This is a genomic window from Thiopseudomonas denitrificans (assembly GCF_002866065.1).
Classification (GTDB): domain Bacteria; phylum Pseudomonadota; class Gammaproteobacteria; order Pseudomonadales; family Pseudomonadaceae; genus Thiopseudomonas; species Thiopseudomonas denitrificans.
In genome coordinates this window covers 147594-165371 of sequence record NZ_LNJZ01000002.1, presented here as the reverse complement: position 1 = coordinate 165371, position 17778 = coordinate 147594, and the positions used below count along the sequence as shown (strand labels likewise).

Annotated in this window: 18 protein-coding genes and 1 pseudogene; all 19 read right to left on the bottom strand. The window is 56.4% G+C overall.

The features are described from left to right. Window positions 1-366 precede the first annotated feature (366 nt). Window positions 367-600, bottom strand: a complete 234-nt coding sequence (locus AR306_RS01070) for a hypothetical protein (protein WP_101495700.1) — start codon at window positions 598-600, stop codon at window positions 367-369. Further along, complete coding sequence (locus AR306_RS01065; RefSeq protein ID WP_240622445.1) at window positions 587-775, bottom strand: hypothetical protein; 189 nt, start codon at window positions 773-775, stop codon at window positions 587-589. The genes AR306_RS01070 and AR306_RS01065 overlap by 14 nt, the downstream gene beginning before the upstream one ends. A gap of 1304 nt (window positions 776-2079) precedes the next feature. Beyond that, the gene (locus tag AR306_RS01055) at window positions 2080-2691 is read right to left on the bottom strand and encodes a hypothetical protein (protein ID WP_101495698.1); all 612 of its coding nucleotides are present in this window, start codon (window positions 2689-2691) and stop codon (window positions 2080-2082) included. Window positions 2692-3029: 338 nt separating this feature from the next. Then, a complete protein-coding gene (locus AR306_RS01050; RefSeq protein ID WP_101495697.1) occupies window positions 3030-3461 on the bottom strand; it encodes a hypothetical protein in 432 nt (143 codons plus the stop codon). A 2-nt stretch (window positions 3462-3463) separates the two neighbouring features. Then, window positions 3464-3844 carry a hypothetical protein gene (locus AR306_RS01045; protein WP_101495696.1) on the bottom strand — a complete coding sequence of 127 codons (381 nt, stop codon included), beginning with the start codon at window positions 3842-3844 and terminating at the stop codon, window positions 3464-3466. Then, window positions 3841-4032 carry a hypothetical protein gene (locus tag AR306_RS01040; RefSeq protein ID WP_101495695.1) on the bottom strand — a complete coding sequence of 64 codons (192 nt, stop codon included), beginning with the start codon at window positions 4030-4032 and terminating at the stop codon, window positions 3841-3843. The genes AR306_RS01045 and AR306_RS01040 overlap by 4 nt, the downstream gene beginning before the upstream one ends. A gap of 3 nt (window positions 4033-4035) precedes the next feature. Further along, complete coding sequence (locus AR306_RS01035) at window positions 4036-4284, bottom strand: hypothetical protein (RefSeq protein ID WP_101495694.1); 249 nt, start codon at window positions 4282-4284, stop codon at window positions 4036-4038. 110 nt (window positions 4285-4394) lie between these two features. Next, window positions 4395-5114: a hypothetical protein gene (locus AR306_RS01030; protein WP_101495693.1), complete on the bottom strand. Its 720-nt coding sequence runs from the start codon at window positions 5112-5114 to the stop codon at window positions 4395-4397. 97 nt (window positions 5115-5211) lie between these two features. Next, window positions 5212-6546, bottom strand: coding sequence for a tyrosine-type recombinase/integrase (locus tag AR306_RS01025; protein ID WP_101495692.1), 1335 nt, complete (start codon window positions 6544-6546; stop codon window positions 5212-5214). 271 nt (window positions 6547-6817) lie between these two features. Then, entirely contained in the window at window positions 6818-6988 is a 171-nt protein-coding gene (locus tag AR306_RS13280; protein ID WP_166627859.1) for a hypothetical protein, read from the bottom strand. Further along, window positions 6969-7160: pseudogene (locus tag AR306_RS13675) on the bottom strand (integrase core domain-containing protein); the annotation flags it as partial. The pseudogene AR306_RS13675 and the gene AR306_RS13280, both read right to left, overlap by 20 nt. 185 nt (window positions 7161-7345) lie before the next feature. Continuing rightward, a complete protein-coding gene (gene murJ, locus AR306_RS01015) occupies window positions 7346-8755 on the bottom strand; it encodes a murein biosynthesis integral membrane protein MurJ (RefSeq protein ID WP_101495690.1) in 1410 nt (469 codons plus the stop codon). A 4-nt stretch (window positions 8756-8759) separates the two neighbouring features. Then, window positions 8760-9572 carry an acyltransferase gene (locus AR306_RS01010; protein ID WP_101495689.1) on the bottom strand — a complete coding sequence of 271 codons (813 nt, stop codon included), beginning with the start codon at window positions 9570-9572 and terminating at the stop codon, window positions 8760-8762. After that, window positions 9569-10957, bottom strand: coding sequence for an O-antigen ligase family protein (locus AR306_RS01005; protein ID WP_101495688.1), 1389 nt, complete (start codon window positions 10955-10957; stop codon window positions 9569-9571). The genes AR306_RS01010 and AR306_RS01005 overlap by 4 nt, the downstream gene beginning before the upstream one ends. Then, a complete protein-coding gene (locus AR306_RS01000; RefSeq protein WP_101495687.1) occupies window positions 10945-12048 on the bottom strand; it encodes a glycosyltransferase family 4 protein in 1104 nt (367 codons plus the stop codon). Before AR306_RS01000 ends, AR306_RS01005 begins: the two co-directional genes overlap by 13 nt. Next, the gene (locus AR306_RS00995) at window positions 12045-13244 is read right to left on the bottom strand and encodes a glycosyltransferase family 4 protein (protein ID WP_101495755.1); all 1200 of its coding nucleotides are present in this window, start codon (window positions 13242-13244) and stop codon (window positions 12045-12047) included. Before AR306_RS00995 ends, AR306_RS01000 begins: the two co-directional genes overlap by 4 nt. Window positions 13245-13249: 5 nt before the next feature. Then, entirely contained in the window at window positions 13250-14575 is a 1326-nt protein-coding gene (locus tag AR306_RS00990) for a cellulase family glycosylhydrolase (protein ID WP_101495686.1), read from the bottom strand. After that, window positions 14560-15735: a glycosyltransferase gene (locus AR306_RS00985; RefSeq protein WP_101495685.1), complete on the bottom strand. Its 1176-nt coding sequence runs from the start codon at window positions 15733-15735 to the stop codon at window positions 14560-14562. Before AR306_RS00985 ends, AR306_RS00990 begins: the two co-directional genes overlap by 16 nt. Next, window positions 15735-17726 (bottom strand): exopolysaccharide transport family protein, encoded by a 1992-nt coding sequence (locus AR306_RS00980; RefSeq protein ID WP_101495684.1) that lies wholly within the window; start codon window positions 17724-17726, stop codon window positions 15735-15737. Before AR306_RS00980 ends, AR306_RS00985 begins: the two co-directional genes overlap by 1 nt. Window positions 17727-17778: the final 52 nt, after the last annotated feature.

Genomic DNA, 17778 nt, shown 5'->3' with positions numbered 1-17778 from the left:
GCTAAACAATCAAAGGGTGGCAGCTGTACGCAGGTTAGCGGACCGGTATCCAAGGGCACCGGCAGACCTTTCGGACTCCCACGCACAGCCGCCATAACAAACAGCGGGCACAAAAAAGCGCCAGCTATCAGTGGTGCGGCGCTTGTGCGCCTTGGATAGTTCGGGCCGCTAAACCCGGTCACTGAATTTGCAGCGACGGCTAAACAATATCCGGCAACCGGCACCACGTCAACAACTGGGCCTGCCTTTGTTGCGCTCGATGTGTTGGGTAGGGGCGAACGAACCGGGCACCCGGTCGCCTGTGCTGCTGCCTGCTGGCTTTTCTTCGGCGGCTTGGGCCATGGGTAGGGTGCGGGTCGCTGGCGCTCAAACGTCCTTGCCCTCTGCTGGCTCTGGCTCGTCGATGATGTAGCCACTGCGGCACGTCCCGTCCCTGAGCATGATGCAATAAAACTCGCCTCTGGTTTCACTGTCTGCGCCCTGGGCTTCCTCTTCGTCATCAGGATATCGGGGCGGCTCGTACTGGTTGGCCGGCCTGCGGTTGCGTGAAAAGAGTCGTGCAAAGGCGGCTCGCAATCGGGTAAAGCTACTGCGGCTCATTGGTGTCACCTGCTTGGTTGGTATCTACTGGGTTCTCCGGTGTCTGAATCCAGTCTCCATTCTCGTCCAGCTGGGCCAGTTGTTCTGGTGTCAACTCCGGCAGTACCTTTGCCGCTTCCCGAAGTGTTGCTCCGTTCTTGAACAGCTCCAAGGACTCCCGTTCTTCTTTGGTCATTGCCATTTTCCCAGCCCCAAACCATGCTTTGAATGTGGAGCCACTCCGGGAACGCACCGGGACCAGTGCGCCAGCTGCTGAAAGCAACTCCCCTTCTCCCTGGGGTCGGAGCGGCAAGCCAAACATAGCACAAGCAAGCAGCCCAGCCTTGGCATACCTGCCCGCTCGATGGGGCGATTTCGCCCACTCGTTGATTCTGGTGGTCTGCTGGCCCAGGGCACCCGGTCGCCGTAACTACCCCGATGTGGGCAGTTCTATGCCTGCGCCAGTCGCGGACAACTACGGGAATCTCCGGGGTTAAACCCCAGCGCCAGCACTCGGCTCGAACTACAGGCCAGCGGCCAATGTGTCCGGTCGGCGCTCGCACCTGCCGCTCCTCACATTCGATGAACGGCCCATGCCTGCATAGCCTTGTCCGTGCCTGGGCCGCGCCTTGGCTGTGTTTTGCCCGTGCCTTGGTTGTGCCAGGGTGCAATTTTTTTGCATACCTCCTGAATCAATCTACCGGCTTTCCGGCAGCTACCTGCCAGGCCAGCTGGAAATAATCTCCGGTGATTCCCGGACAATCTCCACCGCTGGTGGGCTTCAAGCTGTGCGAGTCTGCATAGCTTCGCCCGGTCGGTCATCACCACTGGTGCTAACAGACTGTCACCACTGACCAAGGTGTCCCGTTTTTGGGACTGTCCCGTTTTTGGGACAGTAACTGTTCGGTCCTTCGGGCTATACGACCTGAACGTAAAAGCCCCAGCAGGTGCCAGGGCTCGATGTGGTCGGTCTGTGGTACGCTGAACCCGGCCCCGGTTCTCTGGTCTGCGGGAGGCGCAGATTCAGCGCCAGCGAAGCCGCCAGTCCTCCCTTCGCTGGCTACCGGGGTTCACTGCTTGACCTGACGGGCCGGGCTTCAGTTGCGGTATAGTGGTGCTGCTCTGGGGGCTTACCATGGGGGCCGCCTCACCTGCTCCAGAGTTCCATTCAGCTTTTGCGCTGATGTTTCCACGGCCTGAACTCACTGCCCGAGTCGCCACGCACTCACCCGGAGCCCAGGCTCCAGCGCCTCACGCCAGCCAGCACCCCGCATTCGCCTCATCTTTACGGTCTGCCACTTCAAGCCCCGCTCCTTCGCCCACACCGCCGCTGGCTTCGTCACGCCATCCAGCGTCACCGGTTGCGATATGGCAGCCACTGCGCCACGCCTTACAGCCCTTTCCCCTGTTTGAACCGGAACCATACAGCCTCCTGATTTGCCCATGCTAGCTACAGTGATGCGCCCTGCGACTGCCTGATGCTTTCAGGTTGGCGCACACTCAGTGAATGGTAGCACGCACCTGCCCGGCTGCCTCGGAACGCACCACGGTCAACTTGGGCGGCAACTTGGGGCCAAACACTTCGCCCGGCGCAAACGGGTCAGGTAGCGTCCCTGCTGGCGCTGTGCGGATGATTTCAGCAGCTGCGTACATGCAAGCACGGAACATGTACCCTGCGGCGCTATCCTCAAACCGGTGAATGAATACCAGGTCAGTCAGTGTCGTGGCACCCTCTCGCCGCGCCTCAGCTCTCTGTGGCTGGCTGATGTTCAGAATGTCGCACAGCCGGTTAAAGCTGATGGCCTCGCCGGTTGTGTTGCCGTACAACATCAGAAAGCCGCCAATGCTTGCAAGGTTCGTCCGCGTCACGGCCAGCTGCTCCGCCTTGTGATCCCGCGCCTGTTGTTCCAGGGTGTCGGCAGCCAGTCGGGTAAAGGGTTCAAACCTGCGCAACCGGGCGGCCTTCCTGGATAGCGTGCGACGTTCGGCAGCAATCCCGTCCAGGTGTTCGCAGTACAGCCGGCACATGCGCTTAAGGGTAATCAGCTGGATAACAGGGTCGGTGGTCGCTTCGCATATTTCCACAAGGCGAGTCAGTTTTTTTATGTCCATGTTTCGGTTCCTTGTTTGCTTAGGTTGTGCCCAGGCAGCACCTAGGTCATGCCCGGGCTATACCTCGGATTTATTTCCGTGATGCCCGTGCGCCGCCATCGGTTTTGCCCCCCTTTTGCATCTGGTTTTGACCTCTGCTATTGCTGTGTAACTGCTCTGTTTAAGCTACTGGGTATGGTGTTATATATAGACTCCCCACAGTGGGACAGATAAAACGCCAAAAACCCCCAGTTACTCCCCCACACTGGGACAGGTCGGGCACTCTTTTCCTTCGACCTGTCCCACAGTGGGACGAATACAGGCTTACCCGTCCCGCTGTGGGAGTGATGAAATCGAATTTAAGGCGGCTTGTTCTGCCAATGCTCGGGCGGCTTGTTCCAATAATTCAGCGGAACCGGGTCGGGCTTAATGCCTGCGTCGTACTCAATATGCTGGGGTGGTTCGTCGATGCCGTGCCATGTAAGCGCCAACATTGTTGCCTTGCCACGCTGCTTCCACCCCTGCCGAGTCACGACAACAAACCCCTTTTCTTTGATGACTTTCAGCGCCCTGTGTAGCGTGCCGTTTGTCCAGCCTCGCACCTCCATGATGGCATGTGCTGCGGTCAGATTGCCGTTGTTCGATCCGTTGTAAAAATACGACAAATCAAACAACAACTTTTGCTCATGCGCTGATAATCCGCACCATTGCGGGCTACTTGCTACATGGTGCGGGACGCCAACAAAGCGCCCCTTACCGCTTCCAGATTTCCCCTTGGGTCGTCGTGCCATGACTATCCACCTTTGACCGCCTTCCTTGCTGCCTTGGCCCGCCAGTGGTTCAGCAGCTTGTGCGCCTGCTCCATGGCTTCGCCTTCTGGTATCCAGTAGCGTTTAACAGGGGCGGACCCGTTCGGGCCGGTGTGCGTTTCCCATTCGTCTGCAATGGTCAGCCCGTGGCTGTTACGCAATGTCGATATGGTGCTATTGAGTACCGTGTCACCATGCGCCAGCACTTCCAGTCTGTTGATTGATCGTCCGGCCACCAGCAGCGCCAACACTCGGGTAATCTTGTTGTCCTTCACCGGCTGGCCTGTGGTACCGTTGGCGTGCTCTCGCAAAGCATTCTGATTGGCCGCCTCCTTAACCGGGGCGGCTTTTCTTTTGTCTGTCATTGCTCAGCCCTCCACGCCCTCAGCCAGTCTTGCCCCAGCTGATCCATAACTTGCGCCAGCTCGATAACACCTTGCGGGCCTATGCCCAAGCTGGCGCTGGTGCCGCCCTCTGTCGTGATGATGATGCGGGCCTGCTCCTGGTCTACCTTGATCGTGCCGCCTTTCGGGTATTGGTAAACGGTCTGCATGATTCAGCCCTCCATACCCAGCAGCTTTTTAATTTCAGCCACTGACCAAACAAGGCGGCCATTGATGCGGGTCGGGCGGATTGGGCCATTCTCTTTGCTGGCCCAAATGTGCAGGGTCTGCACTTGCCGGTTTAGGTGGTGCGCTGCTTCGCGGGTCGGGATACCGGCGCGGGTTTCCTGATCCAATGGGATGAAGGCCGGGGCCCCGTGCTGCGGCTGGCTGTTGGTGGTGACGGTGTTTTGCTGTGGCATGGTTTAGCCCCCTCGGTTTGAATTGACGGGGCTAGGTTGCGGGGCTTATGAGCATGTCGGGAATCCATGACTTGGTGACGCGCCATCAAGTCATGGCCCTGTGTCGTACTTCATCCTCTGTATTTCTCCGGCTGTATAGCGGACGCAAGAACGGCGGCTTGCCTCGATGGCTGCCCGCTGCTGCCATTTAGTGCGAGCGCTTCGGTTAGCTCTAGGCCAATTTCTTTTTGTAGCGGTTTCCGGTCGGTTTCTGCGTTGTACCCTGCCCAATGCTTCAGGGCGGCTTCCTGCATTGCCAGCAGCTCGGGCGTTGCATAGGGGAACATCAGGCCGCCCGTGGCTATTGTGCGCTCGGCTTCGGCTTCAAACTCCGTTATGCGCTGGGCTTGCTGCTCGACCTGCGCTTCAAGCTTTGCAATGTGCTTGCGCAACTGCTCGGTCTCGCTGTCTGCTGCGGCTGCCTTAGCTTCTCCGCATGTGTCACCCCAGGGTGATGGCGGTATAGGCCATTCAATGCCGTTTCTTTTGCACCATTCACGCACTTTTGCATGTGATACTTGATGAAAGTGCCAATTTGAGTGAAGCCCGCTCGGTGCTAGCAGTTCGTGAATATCGTTCTTTAGCCGACTCATCCAAGTGTCACAATCCTTGACGCTGCCTTTCGTGTCCCCCCCAACACTACACGGGGTGCCCCCGCTTAGAATCATGGCTACGTGGTCAAGGTCAAAAACAGTGCGGTGCGCAAATGCCTTGCGCCAGTCTGCGTTCGGTTCTCCTCTTGCTGCCTCTCCTTTTAAGCGAGCAAGCTCTTCATCAGTAATTGCTTTCATGTTTCACACCCTCCCAGGTGCTCCCGTTAAATAGATGGCCGGCAAGGCGGATGGGAAGTCCGCTTTTCGCCCCGTCGGGCTATGCCGGCCTAACTCGTTAAACCTTGGTGCCTGCCACCAGTCGCAAGCCCGGCTGCTGTTGCGGGTCGAAGACAATGCCGGCCTGTTCCAGCATCCACGCTTCAAACCGTTCATGGTGGAGCGCCAGCATTCGCAACGGTCGCACCTTGTAATGTTTCTCAGCTGTTGCGCTGGGCTTATGGCCCTGTATCTGGGCAATGACGCCTGCCGGTATTTCCAGCCATTCGGACAAACTCGAGAATGACCGGCGCAAGCCATGGAATGTGACGTGCTCAATGCCTGCAATCTGGTTGGCTATCCGCAATGCCTTGTAAGGGGTGCTGATAGGTGCGTCCAGCAGTACCCCGTTATCGGTGGTGCTGGCGCTGGCAAACACCCATTGACTGCGGCGCGGCAAGTTGGCCAGCAGGTGCCAGACATAAGGGGTCAAGGGTATGGCGCGGGTGCCGTCCTTGCCGCCTTTGGATTCATCCTTGTCCCTCAGGGTAATAGATCGCCAGCGGGTGTTTATATCGTCCCACTTGAGCGCCAGCAGCTCGCCCGGACGGGCACCGGTCAAAAGCATGGCCTGAATATAGGCGGCCATGGTCGGGCTGGCGCTGCCCTGAACGGCTGCAAACCATTCGGCAAGCTGGTTATCTTCCAGCGTATCCCGCTTTGCATTACCGCTGCCCAATGCTTCCCGCGTGCCTTTGGTTTTGGCTGGGTTGTCCGTGATAAGCTCCCGGTATTCGGACTGCTCTGCACACCACGACATAAATGCCCGCAGCAATCGCCAGCTTAGCCGGGCCACGGTCGGGCGGTCCTGTGCTTGTGACTCTGCCCATTGCTGAATCGCTTCCGGGGTCAGGTCGGCTAGACGGCTTCCCCAAAATTCATACAGCGGGCCGGCAATGGTTGGCTTACCTGCTTTGGTTACGCCCGGGGCGCGGGTCAGCCGCTGGTGGTCATTGCGGTGATGCTCGCCCCATTTGTCCCAGCGAGCGGCCATATATTGCTGCCATGCCTCGCCAAAGGTTACGGCTTGCGCTTCCTGTTGCTGGCGCTGGGCTTGCCGCTCTGATTCCTGTTCCCGCCTTTGTTCCCTTGGATCAATGCCCAAATCAATTAGGCGCTGGTATTCGCGGGCGGCTTTTTGGGCGTCCGATATTGCCCACGTCTCAGGGCTACCAATGGCCATTCGTACCGTTCTGGCTTTTAGCTTGGCATGGAAAATATATGTCTTGGCTCCGGCAATGGTTGCCCTTAGCGCAAGTCCTGGCGTGCTGGCATCCCAAAGGAATGATTCTTTTTTGTCTGGCGGGCACTTGAACGCCTGCACTCTCGGCCCTGTGAACGAAACTTTAGCCATAGTCTTCCCCCTGCTTCCTTGGAACCCGCTTGGAACCCGCTTGGAACCAATTTGGTCAAAACAAGGTCAATTCCAATCAATGCCGTTTTGCTGCTATTCCGGCTGTATGCTTTGATTTTACTAGGTTTAATCTATTCTAATCAAGCAAGGCAAAGGCTATAATATGGGGACTCATAATCCCTTGGTCCACGGTTCAAGTCCGTGTGGGCCCACCATTCGAAGCCCCATTCCATGCAGGTTTGGGGCTTTTTCTTTGCGCTGTGGTTTGTGCTTACACGGGCTGAATATCCGCTTGCTCGGCAGCCTTTGCCTGCCTACCTGCAATGCCGGTAAACTTGCGCCAGCGGTACAGCTCAATCGTGGCGTTTGATCTGGCAACGGTTTTCCGAACATCTTTTTGCGCAGCCTCATCCAGTTTCAACTCAAAGTCCACCGGACTCATATAGTCGTTGCAGAAGTGCAGCCGCACCCGGTTGTAAAATACCTCGTCGATATGCCTTCTGCGCCTGTTCCCGTGTCTTGAAGCCCTCGTGAAACACCAGCTCGGTCTTCAAAGTATGGAAGAAGCTTTCTGATGGAGCGTTATCCCAACAGTTGCCCTTGCGACTCATGCTGAACCTGAATCTATTGGCTTAGAGCAGTCTCTGGAAACTGTCCGCGGCGTACTGACTGCCCCGGTCACTATGTACCAGCAAGCCAGCAGCGGGTCGACGCTTGTATCGCCATTGTTAATGGCCATCTGCAGCGCATCACAGACCAGCTCTGCGGTCATCCGGCTGTTCATCGACACACTTGTCACCTATACAGCTGCTTTCCACGGTTTGAGTACAGTCAACATAACAACAAAACTGAACAGCCCCGCACCGACACCGGCAGCAAATTGCGCAACTCCGGCCCCCATCGGCTGAATCAAGACTGCAGCGCCCAGCAGGAAACCCGCGCCGCCCGCCCACTGCAAACGCCAGCCCACATGCCGCCATAGCTGCTGGCGGTGCAACAACAACAAAGAAGTAAGCATGACTGCGCCCAGATTGGCCAATGCAAAGCCCGGAACCCCAAGCCAAAACGGCAATGAAACAAGTCCGATCACATGCAACCCTGTGCCAGCCAGCTCGCACATCAATGGCAGGCGGGTATCATTGTTTGCATAAGCATACCTTGCTAGCAAAGCATTCCACGCGCCCATCAGCAACGGTAGTGAAAACCATCCCAGCAACCCCGCAAGCACCCCTGTCGCCTGTTCTGGCAGCAAATATGACACCAGTGTGGGGCTGCTGGCCATGATGAATACGGCAGCAGGAACAACCAGACAACTGGTTAGCGCCAGGCCCTGACGCAAAATTACCAGACGCTCGCCCTCATGGCCTGCACTGAGCTTGCCCAATAAAACCTGGTTTAATGCTGGCAGGGCAATCAACGGCAGGTTAATGAACTTTCGGGCCAGGTTTACCCAGGTAACCATTCCCTCGCCCAGCAGGCTGGCAACCATCCGCTCAACCAGCGTAACCGAGTGGCTACCGATATTGCTCAACAAAACCGGGCCAATACGTCGCATAAATAGCCCGCCAGCAGCCGACATTCCCGTAAATGCCAAAGGGCGCCAGCCTCCGCGCCAGGCTGCCGGAAGCACTACGGCAGCCATAAGCACACTGCCAAGCACACAGGCCAGAGCGAACTCGTCCGCCATCGTCTCCGCCCCCCGGATCATCAGCCAGCCAACCGGAAAAAGATTGAACAGAAAGCTGCCCATTCCCCACAACACATAGCGTTCTCGCAGTTGCAGCCAGATGCCACAAACAGCATGCAAAAACATGCCGGGCAAACACCAAACCAGTATTTCAAAGGCAGAAACGGCAATAGCCCCTGACTGCGGGGCCATTCCGGGGCCCAGCAGCTTTAGCCAGAACGGAGCAAACAGATAAAAAACACCGGCCAGCGCCAGGGCAAATAAAGAGAGCAAGCTGCCAAGCGAATTAAGCCATTGACGCCCTGCCTCCATGGTTTGCTGATGAAAAAGGGGCACAGCAGCAACATTGAGCAAGCCCGCCGCCAAGGTCATGCGCACCATGTCCGGCAAAAAAAGTGCCAGCACCAGGGCATCTGTTTGTTCACCAGCACCCCATGCATCAATCAGGAGCCACTCTCGCGCAAAGCCGAGTACCAACCCCGCCAGCGTTACCAGCGTCAAAAGCAGTGCTGAGTTCAGCATAAATTCAATGGAACAGGGTGAACAACCCTTTCCCGCCCACTCGGTAGTTCAGGTCGTGCGGGCGCTCACCCATAGGCTTGGCACCTGTACCGCCCACGATCTTATATGGCAGTATTTCCTTGGCAACAACTGTGCAGGCCGTAACCACAGATCCGCGGCCCAGTTTTGACCCATGCCCGATCAGGGCACGGCTGGCCACCCATACATAGTCTTCAATATAAATCGGTGCAGAAACCGACCAGAACTCGGGGGCCTGCAAGTCGTGTGAGCCGGCAATAATGTGCACATAGGAGGCAATGGCCACATGATCACCAATAATCAGGCCCGCCCTTGCATCAAGCAAACAGTGCCAGGCAACCACGCTGTCATTACCGATAACCAGGTTTTCAACTCCAAGCACTTCGGTATTGCGCCACACCGAAGAGCCCTTGCCTATCTTGGCACCACCCGCCCGCAGCCACCAGATGCGCACGTGATGACTTGGTATTTTATTGATCAAAATGTTGTATGCCTGCTCCCATGCCCTTAGCCAACGATCCTTCAAGGTCCGGAGGTTTTTCCCGTATAGAGGCACCAGAGTGGTAGGCAAAGTATCCCTGTACAGTGCAAACAACCGTTTTACCAGCGGCAGATCAATCTTGCTTTCAACATCAATGGATAACAAGCTGAACTCACCTGCCCTGTCCTCAAACAACAGGTTATTGGCCAGCATGTGGTCAATGGCCAGTTCAAGCTCTTCATCCGTGCAACCAAGTTGCACCGCATGCACGGGCAGCTGTTCACGAACGTTGAAGCCCAGCCTTATCCTGTGTTTCATGAGTTTTTCTCCACGACCTGACCCTGCCGATTGTCTGGCGTCGCAGTTTGCAAGGCCATTGCCGCAAACAACCAGAACAGAGCGATGATGACGTTAGTGAAACTGTAATAGTGATCAAACAGCCCGGTCAGCAATGCAGCCAACACGCCGGACAGCGCTCCAAGCCAAAGTGCATTTTCACGATTCAAAACCGGCACCGCCCCGAGTGGACGAACCGCACGCCACCATCTCAGGGTCAGCACTGCAAATATAAGCAGCCCGGGCACTCCTATTTTATAGATTACGTTTAGCCACAAATTGGAAATTCCCAGCAAACCTGATCCCGGGACCGGCGGATCAACAGCAAAACCAATCCCCAACGGATAAGCCGCCATGGCCTGTGGAAACAGCCGGTACTCCTCAAAACGAATTGTAGTACTGGCATTACTGGTCAGGAACATGGTCAGCAGGCGTTCTTGCAACGGCGGGTAAAACGCAATCAATGCTGTACCAAGGACAGCCGCATAGATAATCAGACGCAGGCTCAACGGAACCCTTTTGTGAGCCAGCCAGAACAGTACCAGTGCAAGCGCAACTATGGCGCCGCGGGAAATACTGAACAACAGGCCGGCACAGCCCAGAATGGCCACCGTCATCCCCAGCCACCTTGCCCAGCCAGTACGAGTCCAGCCGTACATGAAGGCCACGGGAATTGTCAGGGCCAGGATCCCGCCAGTAAGGTTCGGGTGCACCCAGGGCGATGCCATCCGCGTATAGTTGGCAGAAAAAATATCTTTAACTGCCTCAGGGTGTGCGTATTTCAGACTGGTCAGGACAGGTATGAAGGTATTGGCATCACGGTCTTTGAGAAAGTAGCCCACCGACAGAAAAAGCATTGCCAGGCTACCTGCCAAAAATGCCTGCACCACAAGTTCACGCTCACGCTCACCTGCCAGCAGCAACGGCACCAAAAAGAAAACGGACATGTTCATTGCCCAGCGAACCCAGTTGGATAACGCACTGCCTGATACGCTGATCAGAAAAACACCGGCCACCAGAGGAATCAGGCTATAAAACAGTAGCAATACCATGCTGCGTTCGGCAGGGTGCCACACACCGCTGCGCTGCATATGCCCGGTAAACATCTGCCAGGCAACGCCTGCCCAAGTCAACAGCAGCAAGGCCTCACTGACTGTTGTTCGCACCCCGAGATTAACCGTGGTGTAGGGAATAAATGCCGCACAAAAAACAAACAGCAAAAAGCCCCGCAGCGGCTGCAACATCACCAGTACGGAAACTACTACAGCACTGCAAACCAGCCACCACTTGCCGGGACTAACTGCCAGCGCAAGACCACCCAGCAGCACTCCAAGCAACACAGCCAACAAAATACCTAGCCGTTGCATGATTGAAATAACTCCCGTACCAGTTCCTGCACCCTTGCAGCATAAGCTTCAACAGCATAACGCTGGCACCAGTCAGCATATTCCCGCAAACCCTTCTGCAGCGGCTTTTGCACCAATTGCCGCATGCAAGCCTCCAGCTCTGCAGAATCAAAAGGAGAGAACCTGGGCAAATAGTCTGGTGCCACTTCATCCAGAGCCGATCCCCTGGCCAAAGCAACCGGCGTACCGACACTTAGTGCTTCTACAACCGGCATGCCAAACCCTTCAGCGTAAGAGGGCTGCCACAGGCATTGCGTCTGCCGATAAAGGCTCGCAAGTCCGGCATCCGTCAATCCGGATACCCAGTAAATATCCTCCACCCCTTGCAGGGCAGGAAAATCACCGGAATCACCAACCAGGACCAACGCTGGCAACTGCAGCTCTTTCCGCAATCGCAGCCATGTCTCAACAAAAAAAACGATATTCTTGCGCGGCTCCCTGGTTCCGACCAGAAGCCAGAAAGACTGCTCAATCTCTGGCAGCCCTGCCCCGTCAGGCGCTGGCAACTGTGCAACATGATTGGGCAGGACCCGGGTTTTGCCCCGCGCCCGGGGAAACAGACGCGCCACCTCACCGGCACTGAACTCCGACGGACACCAGACCGCATCTGCAGTACGTATCGACCAGGCAATGGATAGCCGGTCAATAAGCCTGTATGCCAGAGCCTTGATCCTGGACCGGTGAAAGTTGCTTTCCGTCAGCTGAAACAAATCATGAATCAGCACAACCTGTTTACGCCGCCCTTTCCGCCCCAGCGGTAACCCCATATTGGCAGTGGCCACATAAAGATCCACATCTGCCTTTTTCAGGGCCCCGGGCAAAAAGCCCGCTTCAAACTTCAACCGGGCCCGGGGCCGCTGCATGCCTGCCGGTGCTGGCCGAGCCGGGCAAAGAGCCATAGCCCGCACGGGATGATCCAATGGCGCCTCGGTACAGGTAATCACCTCTACATCCTGCATGCCCCGACACGCCTGATAAAGTGCGCTGGCCTGACGGGCTATGCCCGAATATGGAGCCACAACCACCGGCCTGAAGTCGATTGCCACTTTCATTCGCTTGCCCCTTTTATGCTGCGGTATACCCCTGCAAGCTGATCAGCAGCTGCCTGCCAATCGTGCCTGTCACGCACATAATGCCGCGCCCCTGCTGCCAGCGATGCAGCTTGTGCAGGATGTTCAAGCAGCCGGGCAACAGCCTCCGCAAAGCTTTCCGCATCATCTGCATGCAAGTACTCCTGACCGTCCTGAATCTGCAGTCCTGATGCGCCCTGCCTGGTAGTTACCAGCGGCAATCCGCCGGCCATGGCTTCCAGCACCTTAAGCTTGGAGCCGCCCCCGTCCTGCAAGGGGGCAACAAAGACGCTGCTGGTACGCTGCAAACCGGCCAAATCTTCTACAAAGCCAGCCCACTCAATACGGCTGTCAGGCCAGCGCAGAGCCCACTCCTGCTGCATCGCATAACCGGCAACGGTGCACTTGGCATCAGGCCTTTTCTGCCACAACAACGGCATGATTTCATCCAGCAACCAGGTCACCGCATCCACATTGGGCGGGTATTCGTAGTTGCCAAGAAACAACAGCCTTTGTTCCTCCGGGGATGGCGAAACAGTAGAAAACGCTGCACAGTCCACCCCGTTAACCACTACGTCCACCGGAGTCTGTGTCAGTTGCCGAATGGCCGTCGCATCCTCCTCTGTAACAGCAACAATCCGTGTTGCAGCAGCAAAGACTTCCCGCTCCCAGCGTCTGGCACGCCACTGGTCCCAGACAACAAACGGACGCATCCAGCGCGGAAAGCGATTGTAGGTAGCCCCACCCAGAGACGACTCCAGATTGTGCTCAGTCAAAATAAAAGGCTGCTGACGCTTCTTGAGCTCCCGCGCATAGGGCTGGAAACTGTAGCTGTGCTCAATCTGCACAATGTCCCAGCTGCTTTCCAGCAGCCTGGAAAACTCGGCCTCAAGCTCTGGCGCGTGTCCATTGATACTGGTCAACAACGGCCAGCGCCCGAACAGGGCCATCAGCAGTGTCAGCGGATGTCTGAGCGGACGACGCGGAAACACAATCAAGGCCTCCAGAAAACTCTCCAGCTCACTGCGACAGGCTTCATCGGCAGGCTGCTTGGACTGCACCAGCAGAGTAATCCTGTAACCCTGTCGCGCAAGGTTTTTCAGTAAATGATACTGACGTGTCTTGCCACCACTGGTGGCCGGCCAAGGCAGGTATGGCAAGATCCATAAAACACGCACCGGGCTCACCACTCAAGAATCTGTACATGGCTGGCTACGGGAACTTCCAGCAGCCCTGTAGCACTGTTTTCAAGTGGCAGCCGGTCATCTGTAAACGGGTTATGCAAAGTGGCCTGTGCAATATTCTTGAGTACAAGCTTCTTGCTTTTGTTTCCCCAAAAAACCAACAATTGTTTACCGTCCGGTTTTTGCCAGCTTATGCTGTACAAGTCCTCAGGCGCGGTGGCCATGGCAGGCAAGCTGCCCGGCTCAAGTTCTGGCCCCATGGTTCGTAGAAAGCTGGCCAGCGCTGTATAGACGGGCTTTGCCCGGCCCTGCAAATCCAGCAGCCCGTACTGGCGGTCCCTGACGGTGGCCCGTGAATCAAGATCGCTAAGCGCAAATAAAAAAATTCGGTCGTAATCAAGCGCACTCATCAGGGCAAGCCGTCGCAATACATAGTCTGCCTGCCCTTCACGCCCGATAATGGCCTGCTCTTCCTTCGGTCCCTCGTAGCTCGACCAGCCCCACTCTGTAGCCCATATTTCCTTGACCCCGGCACCACGCAACATTGCATTGAGCTGACGGGCGTGCTGCACAAAATCCGGAAGCTTTGCCTCGTTGCCTTCGGGCTTTTGGGTATAAGGGTGGTAAGCCACCACAGTATCCAGTTTTTGCACGCCGAGCCCGCCCAGCGCTTCCAGCATCAGCCCACCCTTAACAGGCATCTGGCTATAGTAGGCCATTCCGCCCATGACAACCGGCTTGTCCGGATCCACCAATCGCAAGGCCTGGACCGATGTCAGCAACAGTTCACCGTAAGCCTTGGGGTTTTCTGCCGGGCGCCAGTAAGCAGGGATGTTTGGTTCATTCCATACCTGCCAGGCATCCACGCCCTGATAACGGCTTGCCAGCCGGTACATGAACTTGCCAAACATTTCCGGCTTGCGCGGCGGATACTGGTCCGGCGTCGGCGAGCCCGGGGGGGCGCTGGTGGCATGGCCGGCAGAACCCACCACATAAACCAGTGACTTGAGCTTTTTCTTGCTGATTTCATCCATCAGCAGGTCCAGTTCCTGCAGCCGGTACACCTCTTCACTGGTTTCGTGCCGATCCCAGTGAATGTCAACACGCACCCATTCCAGCCCAAGCTTTTGCAGCATGCTCATCTGCTGCTGATAGGCTTGCGGCTCAAACCACAAAAAATGTGCATTAACGCCAAGAAAGTCTTTCCAGGCCAGGCTTCGCTCAGGTACCAGCTGCAAGCCGGAAGCCTGCAAGCTGCTGCATGCGAGGCCAAACAACGCTGCCAGCGCTACCAAAAAACTTCGACTTTTTAACCAGACGTGCATGCCGCCTCCTTGAACAGACTGGCAAACTGCTCCGCCACCTGGGGCCAGGCCCGCTTCCTTCCCCGCGACTCTGCAGCGTCAACCCAGTCCAGGCAGGTTTGGGGAGTATCCAGCAGCCGTTCCAGCTCCGCAGCCAAAGCCGCTGTATCCCCCTGGGGAAATACCTGCCCGTTTCCATATGAAAGCTCTTCGGCAAATGCCCTGGCATCCGAGGCCAGAACCCCGCGTCCACAGGCAGTTGCCCACGCCAGCGCACCACTGGTCCCTCTCATTTGCCCCAGCAAGGCCAGTTTTCGTGACTCGCGGTACGGCAACACCATACAGTGATGAGCCTGGATCAGCTCTGCTATCTGCTGTTCAGGCACGTCCAGTTGCCAGTCAATGTTTTGTTCCAGCCCAAGCTGCCGGATGCTCTCGGCCAGGCCATCAATGTAAGCTCCGCCTGGTTTGAAGGCCATTGCCGGTTCTGTGCCACCAGCCAGGGTCAGGCGTACCTTTTTTTTCAGCTCTGGCTGACGCTCCAGCAAAAGCGCCAGGGCCTGAAGAATATCTTCAATCCCCTTGCCACGATAAATGAAACCGAAATACAGCAGGTACAAAGTATCTATAGGCGGAGGCGGGCGATTTTCCACCTGTACCACGCCGTGAGGAATGACAACACTGGCCGACTCATCAATCCGCATGCGTTTGCGTAAAACCTGTCCGCCCGTGTGCGTCAGTGTAATCACCTTTTTCAAGTGTCCTGCCAACGCTCTTTCTGCCCTTAACGTCAAGGGGTCGAGCAGCACCGTCAACAGCCTGTCTGCCAAAGACCAGTTTTGTGCCAGCTTATCGAACCCGAGAGGAAAGCGTAGCGGCCGCCACACCAAACGTTCCGGATCATGCACAGTGGCAGTCAGTGCAAGTTCTGGCCTGTTGCGCATCAGCCACTGCAAAGCGGCAAACTCCTGCAAGCCTCCGCCGCCCAGCTCTGCATGGACCACGTCATAGCGGCTCCAGTCCGTTTTTTTCATTGCACTCTCAAGCGCGTCCCGGCTTACTGCCTTCAAGGGTGTTTCAACAATTACACCGCAAGCCGACAAGTGGTTCTTAAAAACCTGCGCATAGTCAGCAATTCCTGACTGTTCGGGCGGCAGTGGAGACAAGAGCGCAATTTTCATCAGACCGACCCCCTGGCCCCCTCAAAGCGCTTCAATACGGACGCCGGCACTTCATACTGCCGGCCATTCAGCACCACACCATCGACCTTGCCAAAAGCTGTCGACAGTACCGACAGGGCATTACCCAGCATAGGGACGGTAGTCCGGCGTGCGCGGATCATGACAACCCTCTTCTGCACATTATTCATCACCAGCAAGGCTTCCGGGTTTTCCACCAGCGAACCGGCATCAACAACAGCAATCTGACCAGGCTGCAGCTGTCCTCTCGGCACTTCATCCAGTACTTCCAACCCCTGTGTTTTCAGCAGCTCTTTCAAACGCTCAATGACAAATCTGGAGCCGGTGCCAGCATGCGCCGAAGCAACAGCCAGTGAACCTCCCTGCTCGCGAAGCTGTTGCAACGACAGCATGCTCAGGATCCGGTACAGGCCTGCCTCAAAAACCGCAGAAGAGCGCTGCGGGTTATCCAGCTCCGGCAAAACACCCCACACCGGCACACCAAAGCGCTCCTCAAGCTTGCTGCCATCATGAATACGCTGATCAATCAGATAGCACAGATAAATGGTCAACAAACCACAGCTGGCCGCAAACGGCACTGCAAGCAGCAACAAAACAAGTGTTTTCGGAAAAATGCGCCCGGCGCTGCTGTTGGCCCGCTCTACAATGCTGATGTTGCTGATCAGGCTGTCGTCCAGGGCTTTATCAATACGCGCCTGTTCAAGACTGTCGGAATACAGCACATAGCTTTTTTCTGCCGTTTCCAGCTGCATGGCCAGACGGGTGATTTCAGGCTCCTTTGCCAACGTTGCATTACGCTCTTCCGCAAGGGTCTGCAGCTGCTGGTCAATATCCTCGACTTCCTGTTTAAGGCGCTCCAGCCGCAGGCCCGCATCCAGCATTTCCTGACGAATGTTCACCACCAGGCTGTTGGGGGCGCGGTTCTGGGAACGCTCAAGCCTTTCAGCTTCGCCAGCAACCAGCTTGCGCATGCTGGCAATGCTTTCATCCAGCCGCCTGATTTGCGGCGCATCCTCCAGGTAGGTACGCAACATTGCCGTACGCTCTTCCTGCAGGCGGTTCAGTTTCAGTTTCAGGTCCAGCTGGGTAGGGTTAAGTGACAGTTCGCGCTCAACAACAACCTCTCCAGGGTGCTGGCCAATCTGGTTGGTGGCTTCGGCTATCAGGCGGGTCAGGCCGGCCATTTCATTGGTTTTTTCCATGCGCAGGTCACGCAAGCGATGGGTTTGATCCATCAGGTGCTCAATGCGCTCCCTTACGCCCGCAGAGTTGATGCCTCTGTAGTGCTCCTGCAACTGGGCTTTCAGCTGTTTGATGTGCTCATCCTGTCGCGCCAGTTCACGCTCATAAAACCCCTGCAGACTGGTTCGCCCAAGGCTGCGTGTACGCTCCTCGAGATAAAGGTCAACCCAACGCTCCAGAATATACCCGGCCAGACGCGGGTTGCCCCATACCAGCCTGAGTTCCATCACGTTGGAACCTGTGTCATGACTGACCGTAAAGCCTTTCAGCAAGCGCTCGGCCAGACGCTCTTCCACAGGCTTGGGCTCCAGTATCTGGGCCAGCACTAACAGATTGCGCACCCCTTCCTTGGCCGAACCGGCCACTTGCTTCAACTTGTACTTGAAAGCTTCCCAGGTTCCTTCAGGTTCATACTTATCCAGCTCTGCCAAAACATCCCGGGCCAGCAGGCGGGCCAGCCCTTTGCCCGTCAGCAATTTTTCTTCATCGACCACAGGGTCCCTCTGGGTGCTGGGCGAAATCAGCGCCTGGCGGTTGGAAACCTCAATCGGCATGGTCGAGTTGTCCCGCCCGGGCTTGACCAGCAGACGTGCATTGGCCTCATATTTCGAAGGCAGCAAAAATGCCCCCAGCACCACTATGACCAGCGTTACCAGAAACGCCGTACGGGCCTCGCGCCGGAAGATGAAAAAGAGCCTGAGAAGGTCTCTGAACGAACGGATTTCTATCATGATTTTTGTCTCATCAATTAACCAGGACAAAAGCCCTGTCCAACAAAGCCCG

Excerpts from the sequence above, each read along its gene's own strand:
- AR306_RS01070 (WP_101495700.1), bottom strand. The coding sequence starts at position 600 with ATGAGCCGCAGTAGCTTTACCCGATTGCGAGCCGCCTTTGCACGACTC.
- AR306_RS01065 (WP_240622445.1), bottom strand. The coding sequence starts at position 775 with ATGACCAAAGAAGAACGGGAGTCCTTGGAGCTGTTCAAGAACGGAGCA.
- AR306_RS01055 (WP_101495698.1), bottom strand. The coding sequence starts at position 2,691 with ATGGACATAAAAAAACTGACTCGCCTTGTGGAAATATGCGAAGCGACC.
- AR306_RS01050 (WP_101495697.1), bottom strand. The coding sequence starts at position 3,461 with ATGGCACGACGACCCAAGGGGAAATCTGGAAGCGGTAAGGGGCGCTTT.
- AR306_RS01045 (WP_101495696.1), bottom strand. The coding sequence starts at position 3,844 with ATGACAGACAAAAGAAAAGCCGCCCCGGTTAAGGAGGCGGCCAATCAG.
- AR306_RS01040 (WP_101495695.1), bottom strand. The coding sequence starts at position 4,032 with ATGCAGACCGTTTACCAATACCCGAAAGGCGGCACGATCAAGGTAGAC.
- AR306_RS01035 (WP_101495694.1), bottom strand. The coding sequence starts at position 4,284 with ATGCCACAGCAAAACACCGTCACCACCAACAGCCAGCCGCAGCACGGG.
- AR306_RS01030 (WP_101495693.1), bottom strand. The coding sequence starts at position 5,114 with ATGAAAGCAATTACTGATGAAGAGCTTGCTCGCTTAAAAGGAGAGGCA.
- AR306_RS01025 (WP_101495692.1), bottom strand. The coding sequence starts at position 6,546 with ATGGCTAAAGTTTCGTTCACAGGGCCGAGAGTGCAGGCGTTCAAGTGC.
- AR306_RS13280 (WP_166627859.1), bottom strand. The coding sequence starts at position 6,988 with ATGAGTCCGGTGGACTTTGAGTTGAAACTGGATGAGGCTGCGCAAAAA.
- murJ (WP_101495690.1), bottom strand. The coding sequence starts at position 8,755 with ATGCTGAACTCAGCACTGCTTTTGACGCTGGTAACGCTGGCGGGGTTG.
- AR306_RS01010 (WP_101495689.1), bottom strand. The coding sequence starts at position 9,572 with ATGAAACACAGGATAAGGCTGGGCTTCAACGTTCGTGAACAGCTGCCC.
- AR306_RS01005 (WP_101495688.1), bottom strand. The coding sequence starts at position 10,957 with ATGCAACGGCTAGGTATTTTGTTGGCTGTGTTGCTTGGAGTGCTGCTG.
- AR306_RS01000 (WP_101495687.1), bottom strand. The coding sequence starts at position 12,048 with ATGAAAGTGGCAATCGACTTCAGGCCGGTGGTTGTGGCTCCATATTCG.
- AR306_RS00990 (WP_101495686.1), bottom strand. The coding sequence starts at position 14,575 with ATGCACGTCTGGTTAAAAAGTCGAAGTTTTTTGGTAGCGCTGGCAGCG.
- AR306_RS00985 (WP_101495685.1), bottom strand. The coding sequence starts at position 15,735 with ATGAAAATTGCGCTCTTGTCTCCACTGCCGCCCGAACAGTCAGGAATT.
- AR306_RS00980 (WP_101495684.1), bottom strand. The coding sequence starts at position 17,726 with ATGATAGAAATCCGTTCGTTCAGAGACCTTCTCAGGCTCTTTTTCATC.